The sequence below is a fragment of the Micromonospora sp. NPDC003776 genome (assembly GCF_053605645.1).
On the sequence record NZ_JBSGJR010000678.1, the window covers coordinates 1 to 3326 of the forward strand.

At 75.0% G+C, this 3326-nt stretch carries 5 protein-coding genes; 3 read left to right on the forward strand and 2 right to left on the reverse strand.

Annotation, left to right across the window (positions count from 1 at the left end; genetic code table 11):
• The coding region (locus ACWEVO_RS33165; RefSeq protein WP_452311375.1) for a cellulose binding domain-containing protein at positions 1–325 on the reverse strand (325 nt) is incomplete at its 3' end.
• A gap of 217 nt (positions 326–542) precedes the next feature.
• Here ACWEVO_RS33165 and ACWEVO_RS33170 point away from each other — a divergent pair.
• Positions 543–1292, forward strand: a complete 750-nt coding sequence (locus tag ACWEVO_RS33170; RefSeq protein ID WP_452311376.1) for a lytic polysaccharide monooxygenase — start codon at positions 543–545, stop codon at positions 1290–1292.
• Positions 1277–1933, forward strand: coding sequence for a DUF305 domain-containing protein (locus ACWEVO_RS33175; protein WP_452311377.1), 657 nt, complete (start codon positions 1277–1279; stop codon positions 1931–1933). Before ACWEVO_RS33170 ends, ACWEVO_RS33175 begins: the two co-directional genes overlap by 16 nt.
• Before the next feature lie 14 nt (positions 1934–1947).
• Here the strand turns inward: ACWEVO_RS33175 and ACWEVO_RS33180 are convergent, their stop codons facing one another.
• Entirely contained in the window at positions 1948–2442 is a 495-nt protein-coding gene (locus ACWEVO_RS33180) for an anthrone oxygenase family protein (RefSeq protein ID WP_452311378.1), read from the reverse strand.
• A 103-nt stretch (positions 2443–2545) separates the two neighbouring features.
• On the opposite strand from ACWEVO_RS33180, the gene ACWEVO_RS33185 reads away from it, so the two are divergent.
• On the forward strand, positions 2546–3326 hold a 781-nt coding region (locus tag ACWEVO_RS33185; RefSeq protein ID WP_452311379.1), incomplete at its 3' end, for a cupin domain-containing protein.

Consider the following 3326-nt stretch of genomic DNA (forward strand, 5'->3'; position numbering starts at 1 on the left):
CTACGCCGGCGGTCGGCGCTTCCGGCCGCCCGGCCGCGGCTGACGCCGCACGCGGGTCAGAGCGTGCGGCACACCGTCCCGTTGAGGGTGAACGCGGTGGGCAGCACGTTCGGCCCGCTGTACGCGCCGACGAAGCCGATGCTCGTGCCCGCGCCGTCCGCGAGCCGCCGGTTGTCGTCCGGGTGACCTGCACGAGCCGGCCGGACTGCGCCCAGTTCGCGCTCCAGCCGTTGCTCACCTGCTGCCAGCCGGTCGGCCAGGTCCAGGGGAGCGTCCAGCCGTCGATCGGGTCGGGCCCGTTGTTGACGATGTCGACGGTGGCCACGTACCCGTTGCCCCAGTCGGCTGCCCTTCGTGATGCCCACTGGCGACGGTCAGCCCCGCGCGAGCTGAGCCATCGACGTATCAGAATTCCACGCCGGTCCGGCCGAACTCAAGACCGCTCCATCCGGGGCTTAATTTATAGATAGGAGTCTTTACTGTTAACAAGGTTTAATTTATGTTCGTGTCAGCTCTCGCCCCCACCCGAAGGAGTTGCCACCGTGCGTCGAAGAATCACCCTGCCGCTGCTCACCACGGGAGTGGTCGGTGCCACCCTGGCCGTCGCCGCGCCCGCCCAGGCCCACGGGTACGTCTCCTCGCCCCCCAGCCGCCAGGCGCTCTGCGCCCAGCACAAGGTCCCCGACTGCGGCCAGATCCAGTACGAGCCGCAGAGCGTCGAGGGCCCCAAGGGGCTGCGCAGCTGCCACGCCGGCATCGCCCAGTTCGCCGTGCTCAACGACGACAGTCGCGGCTGGCCGGCCACCCAGGTCGGCTCCTCGGTCACCTTCACCTGGGTCAACACGGCCCGCCACGCCACCGCCAACTGGGAGTACTGGATCGGCGGCACCCGGGTGGCCATCGTCGACGGCGGCGGCCGCCAGCCCGACGCGACGGTGTCGCACACGGTCAACCTGAGCGGTTTCTCCGGCCGGCAGAAGCTGCTGGCCATCTGGAACATCGCCGACACCGCCAACGCCTTCTACTCCTGCGTCGACCTGCAGATCGGGTCGGGTGGCGACCCGTCGCCGAGCCCGTCGCCGACCCCGTCCCCGACCACCCCGGCGCCCAGCCCGAGCCCGACCGCGAGTCCGACCAGCCCCGCGCCGACCGGCACCTGGACCGCGGGTACGGCCTACCGGGTCGGCGACGTGGTCACCTACAACGGGCTCACCTACCGGTGCCTCCAGGCGCACACCGCCCTCCCCGGCTGGGAGCCGCCGAACGTGCCCGCGCTGTGGCAGCGGAGCTGACCGCCCGGGTGCGGCCACGCCCCGCGTGTGCCGCACCCGGCCCCCGCCCGGCTCCGACGGGTCCGCGCCGCCGCGCCGGTCGACTGCTCACCGCCGTCCTGCTGGCGCTCGTGGCGGCCGTCGCCGGCTGCGCGCCCGCCCCGGCCAGGCCCACGCCGGCGGGCCCGACCGGCGACGCCGCCAGCAGCCCGATCGACCTGCTGTTCCTGACCATGATGGCGGCGCACATCGACCAGACAGGGCAGATCATCCGGCTCGGCCTCGCGCGCACCTCCGATGCGGAGATTCGCACCCTCATCGCGGCCATCGACGTGACCGAGGCCGACGAGGCGACCACCATGCGCGGCTGGCTGCGCGAGGCCGGGCCGTCGGCCGCGGCGGTGGCCGCCCATCACGACCACTCCGGACACAGCGACGCCGCCGCCGGCCTGGCCCGGCTGCGGGCCGCGCCGACCGGCCAGGTGGACCAGGTCCTGCTCGACGTGCTGGGCACCCACCAACGCCAGGCCGCCGACCTGGCCCGGGCGCAGGTGCGCGCCGGCACCAGCGGCCGCGTGCGCGAGCTGGCCGGGCGCATCGAGCGGTCGCGGACCGCCGAGGTGGAGTTGATGGCGAAGCTGCGGTCGGCGCACCGGTCCTGACCGTCCCGTCGGCGTCAGCCGGCCCCCGGCCCGGCGACCAGGAGCGCCGCACCGAGGCAGCCGAGGGCGGCGGTGTTCAGCACCGCCCGCGCCAGGTTCGCGCGTACCCAGGCGTCCTCGAACATCGCGCGGAGCTGGGCCGGGTCGGCCGACCCGGCGGCGCCGGCCGCGAGCCGGTCGTTGAGCGGCACGTTCACCGTGGCCGTGACGGCGAGCACCAGCCCGTAGAGCACCAGCGCGGCCAGCAGCCAGGGCAGCGGCGCACGCCGGCCGGCCGGCAGGTGCAGCAGCACGGCCGCCAGGGTGCCGACCAGGGCGCCGCCGAGGCAGACCGCGAACCAGCCGTTCAGGATGGCCTGGTTGACCGACCGCATGGTGGCCACGAAGGCCCGGTCGTCGACCCGGGACAGGCCCGGCATCACCGCGTACGCGAAGCCGGCGAACAGCCCCGCCATCAGGCCCGTGGTCAGCGTCGCCAGCAGCAGCGTGCCGACCCGCAGCGCGGTCACCGGGCACCGCCCCGTCTCGTCATGCCACCATCGCACCCGACCCTGGCTGGACGGTCCATGGCCGGAAATCCCCGAACCATACGCGCACGTCTACGCTCGCCCGGTGGACGCGCTCGCCGAGGTGCTCCGGGGACTGCGCGCCCGGGACGCCTTCCTGCTCCGTACCGTGATGGACCCGCCCTGGTCCATCCGGGTGTGCGACGCCGCCCCGCTGAGCGTCACCACGGTGGTGCGGGGCACCGCCTGGGTGCTGCCGGACGGCGGCCCGCCGGTGGCGCTGGGCCCTGGGGACGTGGCGGTGCTGCGCGGCCCCGACCCGTACACGGTGGCCGACCGGCCGGACACTCCACCGCAGGTGCTGATCCACCCCGGCCAGCGGTGCACCACGCTCGACGGCCGGGAGCTGACCGATTCGATGGCGCTCGGCCTGCGTACCTGGGGCACCCGGCCGGACGCCGGGACGGCGTTGCTCACCGGCACGTACGCCAGCAGCGGCGCGGTGGGGGCGGGGCTGCTCGCGGCCCTGCCGCCGCTGGCGGTGCTCCCGGCCGACGACGGCGACCTGCCGGTCGTCCCGCTGCTCGCGGCGGAACTGGAGCGGGCGCGACCCGGGCAGGAGGCCGTCCTCGACCGGCTGCTCGACCTGCTCGTCATCGCCGCGCTGCGCGCCTGGTTCGCCCGCCCCGGCGGCCGGCCGCCGGGGTGGTACCGCGCCTACGCCGACCCCGTCGTCGGCCCGGCGGTCCGGCTGATCCAGGGTGATCCCGCTCACCCGTGGACGGTGGGTGGACTCGCCGCCGCCGTCGGCGTGTCGCGGGCGGCGTTCGCCCGCCGCTTCACCCGGGTGGTGGGCGAGCCGCCGCGGGCCGTCGTGACCGGCTGGC